Raw genomic sequence first — 4,562 nt, 5'->3', positions numbered from 1 at the left:
GGCCGTGGCGGCGAGCGCGACGGCGGCGGCCGCGGCGAACGCTCTGGCGGTGCGGGAGGTCAGGGCGCGGGTGTTCATGGTTCTCCGTAGGTCGGTGCGGCGGGGGGATTCAGGCCCGGGTGAGGTACGCGGACCAGGCGAGCAGGGTGGGCGCGGTGCCGAGGTCGGCCAGGTCGGCGAACTCGACCCGGGCGCCGCGCGCCCGCCAGGTCTCGACCAGGTGCATCACCCGCACCGAGTCCAGGCCGAGGTCGCGCAGGTCGTCCTCGTCGTGGACGTCCTCGGGGCGCTCGCCGAGCAGTTCGGCGATCTCGGTGCGCAGCGTGTCGGGGTCGAAGCCGGTGGCGGCGGTCATGTCGGTTGTTCCGTTCGTGAGTTGGCGGCCGGTCGGCCGGCGGCCGGTCAGCCGACGGCGACCCGGGCCCGCAGGTCGCGGGCGGTGCGGCGGAGCAGCATCGAGTCGCGGATCTCGCCGGAGCGCACGGCCAGCGTGGACAGCAGCGAGGAGGTGATGCCGTGGGTGTGCTCGGTGCCGCCCTGGAGGTAGAGGCCGACGTCGAGGCTCTCGTCGGTGAGCACCCGGTGGTCCCGCTCGACCCGCAGCCGGCCCTGTCCGTCGGTGCGGCAGGCGGCGGCGAGCCGTTCGCCGAGCAGTCGGCGCGGGTCGACGTGGGTGTAGCCGGTGGCGAGCACCACCGCGTCGCACTCGAGGGCGAGTTCGCGGCCGGTGGTGAGCGAGCGGACGTGCGCGCGGGCCCCGTCGACGGTCTCCTCGGCGCCGGTCAGCCGGGTGGCGTTCAGCACCCGCAGGCGTTCCCGCCCGGCGACCTTCTCCTGGTAGGCGGTGCGGTACAGCGCCTCGATCAACTCGCCGTCCACCACGGAGTAGTTGGTGTTGGCGTGCTGGGTCAGCAGGGTCTGCCTGGCGGTCTCGGGGGCGGCGTGGAACTCGTCCACGGCGGACGGGTCGAAGATCCGGTTGGCGAACGGGCTGTCGTCGGCGGGGCTGTAGCCGTACCGGGAGAGGACGGCGCAGATCTCCGCCTCGGGGAAGGCGCGGTGCAGGTACTCGACGGCCTCGGCGGCGGACTGGCCGGCGCCGACCACCGCGATCCGCCGGTGCCGCAGCGTCTGCTTGGCCAACTCGGGCGCGCGCAGCAGGAGTTCGCTGGTGTGCCAGAGGTGCGGGCCGGCCTGGACGCCGTCGGGAAGCCGGGGGGTGAGCCCGGTGCCGATCGCGATGTTGCGGGCCGGGTGCACCTGCCGGGCGCCGCCGCCGAGCGCCTCGGAGACCACCTCGACCTGTTCGGTCCGGCCGTCGGGGCCGGTGACCGGGCGGATGCCGGTGACGGTGCGGCCGTAGCCGACCCGGTCGGCGAACTCGGCGGCGCACCACTCGAAGTAGTCGTGGAACTCGAGCCGGGTCGGGTAAAAGGTCTTCAGGTTGATGAAGTCGGCGAGCCGGCCGTGCTCCTGGAGGTAGGTCAGGAAGGTGAAGCGGCTGCGCGGGTCGCGCTGGGTGGCCAGGTCCTTCAGGAAGGACACCTGCATGGTCGCGCCGTCCAGCAGCATGCCCCGGTGCCAACCGAAACCCGCTTGCTGCTCAAGGAAGTTGACCCGCAGCGGGGGTTCGGCGGCGGCCCGGTTGTGGTCGTCGACCGCGATCGCCAGGGCGAGGTTGGCGGGGCCGAAACCGATGCCGATCAGGTCGTCGGCGCCCCCGTCCGGGCGGACCGCCTCGTTCTCCAGCGACATGCGCGTCCTTCCTCTTCCGGGTGCCGGTGCGGCGGGGGCGGGCAGGCCCGCACTCCCATTTACTTTGGTAAGGCTTACCTAACTTCTCCTATTGCGGGCAGTCGAGTCAAGTTCGCCCCGCTCCGGCCGGGCCGCGCCAACTCCCGGACGCGCTACCGGAGGGCGAGCAGCGCGTCCCCGCCCACCGGACGCAAGGGGGCGCCCCCGGGCACCACCCGGGTGCCGGGCGCGTCCGGGCCGAACGCGCGCAGCACCGCGCCGGGCACCCGCCCGTCCAGCATCCGCACCTCGCCGACCCCGGCGCGCAGCGCCGCCAGGCAGGCCGCCGCCTTGGGTGCCATGCCGCCGGCCAGCGCGGGCAGCATCCGGGCGAGCTCCGCCGCGTCCAGCCGTTCGACCGGCGGGCCCTGCGGGGGCCAACTCCGGTACAGGCCGGGCACGTCGGTGAGCAGCAGCAGGGCCGCGGCGCCGAGCGCGCCGGCCACCGCGGCGGCGGCGGTGTCGGCGTTCACGTTGTAGACGGCGCCGTCGGTGCGGTCGGCGGCGGGCGCGATCGAGGACAGCACCGGGATCCGGCCGTCCGCGAGCAGTGCGCCCAGCAGGCCGGTGCGCACCTCGGCGACCTCGCCGACCCGGCCGAGGTCGACCGGCCGTCCGTCCGCCCGGCCCCAGCGCCTGACGGCGGCCAGGGTGCCCGCGTCCTCGCCGGTCAGGCCGACCGCGAACGGGCCGTGCGCGTTGATCAGGCCGACGAGTTCGCGCTGCACCTGCCCGGCCAGCACCATCCGGACCTCGTCCATCACTTCGGGCGTGGTCACCCGCAGCCCACCGGCGAAGGGCGCGCGCACGCCGAGCCGGCGCAGGTGCGCGTCGATCTGCGGGCCGCCGCCGTGCACCACCACGGGCCGCAGCCCGGCGTAGCGCAGCAGCACCGCGGAGCGGGCGAAGGACTCCTTCAACTCCCGGTCCACCATGGCGTTCCCGCCGAACTTCAGCACCACCGTGGCACCCCGGTGGGCCCGCAGGCCCGCCAGGCAGGAGAGCAGCTCCGGGCCCCGGTCCGACGGTCGCGCACCCGGTCCGGTCACCACGTCTCTCCCGCCCTCGCCCCGCCACCCCGATTGGTTAGGCAAGGATTACCTTACATGCCGTCCGGACCGCCGCCCAGTGCGCACCGGCCGGGCCGCTCCGATCCGTCGAGAGAGCGCTCTCATGGCCCGGAGACGGCCGATCGGGCCTCAGCCTCCAAGACCTGAAGGCGAGTTGCGGGCAAAGGTCCGGAAAAACGGCCGTTCTTTGACATTGCCATGCCGATATCGCGTCCGTACGATTCAGATCCACCGGCGGAGGCGCCCCGCCGAAGAGAGCGCTCTCACACAAAGGATTCCCCCATGGCTGCTGCCCCACGCACGCGCCGTTGGCCCTTCGGCGGATTCGTGCTCCTGCTCGCCACCGCCCTGGTGGCCGCCGCCCCGCTCGGCTCCGCCCCCACCGCCACCACCCCCACCACCCCGCTGGCCGCCGCCCCGGTGGCCGCCGGCACCTGGAACGACGACTTCGACGGACCGGCCGGCTCGGCCGTCGACCCCGCCAAGTGGACGATGGAGACCGGCGGTTCGGGCAACGGCAACCACGAGTTGCAGTACTACACGGCGGGCGCCGCGAACGCCGCGCTGGACGGCCAGGGCCACCTGGTGATCACCGCCAAGCGCAGCACCGACCCCGGCCTGTCCTGCTGGTACGGCACCTGCCAGTACACCTCGGCCCGGCTGAACACCTCCCGCACCTTCGCCCAGGCGTACGGGCACTTCGAGTCCCGGATCAAGATCCCGCGCGGGCAGGGCATCTGGCCCGCGTTCTGGATGCTCGGCAACGACCTCGGCACGGTCGGCTGGCCCACCAGCGGCGAGCTCGACATCATGGAGAACATCGGCCGCGAGCCCGGCACCGTGCACGGCACCATCCACGGCCCCGGCTACTCCGGCGCGGCCGGCATCGGCGCCCCGTACAGCCTGCCCGCCGGGCAGTCCTTCGCCGACGCCTTCCACACCTTCGCGGTCGACTGGAGCCCCACCGCCATCACCTGGTCGGTGGACGGCACCGCCTACCAGACCCGCACCCCCGCCGACCTGGGCGGCAACCGCTGGGTGTTCGACCACCCGTTCTTCGTGATCCTCAACCTCGCGGTCGGCGGCGACTGGCCCGGCAACCCGGACGGCACCTCCGGCTACCCGCAGACCATGACCGTCGACTACGTCCACACCACCACCTGGGGCGGCAGCACCGGCGGCGGCTACACCGGGCAGATCACCGGCCCCGGCGGGATGTGCATGGACGTGGCGGGCGGCTCCAGCGCCGACAGCACCCCCATCCAGCTGCACAACTGCACCGGCAACGCCGCCCAGCAGTGGACGGTCGGCACCGACGGCACCGTCCGCGCCCTCGGCAAGTGCCTGGACGTCGCCGCCGCCTCGCACAACGACGGCGCGGCCATCCAGCTCTACACCTGCAACGGCACCAGCGCCCAGCAGTGGACCCACCGCTCCGGCAACGACTTCCTCAACCCCGGCTCCGGCAAGTGTCTGGACTCCCCCAACGGCTCCGCCGCCGACGGGACGAGGCTCCAGCTGTGGACCTGCAACGGCACCGGCGCGCAGAAGTGGTACTTCGGCTGACGCCACCACGCCCACGCCACCGCGCCGAGGCCACCGCGCTGACGCCACCGCGCTGAGGCCGCACCACGCACCCCGCACCACGGGCCGCCCCCACCGGCCCCTCCCCCGGCGCGGCCGGCCGTCCCCCGCATC

Annotated in this window: 4 protein-coding genes; 1 reads left to right on the top strand and 3 read right to left on the bottom strand. The window is 73.8% G+C overall.

Features of this window, described 5'->3' with window-relative positions:
• Positions 1-109: 109 nt before the first annotated feature.
• From ACFUEL_RS35625 to argB, 3 genes are all read right to left on the bottom strand, one after another.
• Positions 110-355 carry a phosphopantetheine-binding protein gene (locus tag ACFUEL_RS35625; RefSeq protein ID WP_380241716.1) on the bottom strand — a complete coding sequence of 82 codons (246 nt, stop codon included), beginning with the start codon at positions 353-355 and terminating at the stop codon, positions 110-112.
• Positions 356-402: 47 nt separating this feature from the next.
• Positions 403-1,755, bottom strand: coding sequence for a lysine N(6)-hydroxylase/L-ornithine N(5)-oxygenase family protein (locus ACFUEL_RS35620; protein WP_380241714.1), 1,353 nt, complete (start codon positions 1,753-1,755; stop codon positions 403-405).
• Positions 1,756-1,907: 152 nt separating this feature from the next.
• The gene (gene argB / locus ACFUEL_RS35615) at positions 1,908-2,843 is read right to left on the bottom strand and encodes an acetylglutamate kinase (RefSeq protein ID WP_380241712.1); all 936 of its coding nucleotides are present in this window, start codon (positions 2,841-2,843) and stop codon (positions 1,908-1,910) included.
• A gap of 303 nt (positions 2,844-3,146) precedes the next feature.
• Here argB and ACFUEL_RS35610 point away from each other — a divergent pair, with 303 nt between their 5' ends.
• The gene (locus tag ACFUEL_RS35610) at positions 3,147-4,430 is read left to right on the top strand and encodes a ricin-type beta-trefoil lectin domain protein (RefSeq protein WP_380241710.1); all 1,284 of its coding nucleotides are present in this window, start codon (positions 3,147-3,149) and stop codon (positions 4,428-4,430) included.
• Positions 4,431-4,562 lie beyond the last annotated feature (132 nt).

Source organism: Kitasatospora sp. NPDC057198 (genome assembly GCF_042670125.1).
In the GTDB taxonomy this organism is placed as follows: Bacteria; Actinomycetota; Actinomycetes; order Streptomycetales; family Streptomycetaceae; genus Kitasatospora.
This window is presented reverse-complemented; position numbering and strand designations above follow the sequence as displayed.